Genomic DNA, 332 nt, shown 5'->3' with positions numbered 1-332 from the left:
ACGGCAACTTCCTTGAGGACGAGACCGCCAAGCTGATGGTCGAGCGTGACGCCTTCCTGGTCCCGACGCTTTCGGCCTACATCACCATGTGGGAAGAAGGGCTCGAAATCGGCATGCCGGCCGAACTGCACGCCAAGATCAAATACGTCCTGGACGTCGGCTCCAGGTCGCTCGAAATTGCTCAGCGACGCGGGGTGAAGATGGTTTATGGCACCGATCTGATCGGTCCGTTGCATCGGCACCAGTCGCTGGAATTCTCGATCCGCAGCGAGGTCCTGCCTGCCATAGATGTCATCCGCTCGGCAACCAGCACCGCGGCCGAACTGTTCAAC

General features: G+C 59.9%; 1 pseudogene. It reads left to right on the top strand.

The features are described 5' to 3' along the window. A pseudogene (locus EN861_RS34665) lies at window positions 1-332 on the top strand (amidohydrolase family protein); the annotation flags it as partial.

It is taken from the genome of Mesorhizobium sp. M8A.F.Ca.ET.218.01.1.1, assembly GCF_004791165.1.
Classification (GTDB): Bacteria; Pseudomonadota; Alphaproteobacteria; order Rhizobiales; family Rhizobiaceae; genus Mesorhizobium.
Note: the sequence above shows the minus strand (reverse complement) of the source record. Positions and strands in the feature narration are given on the sequence as shown.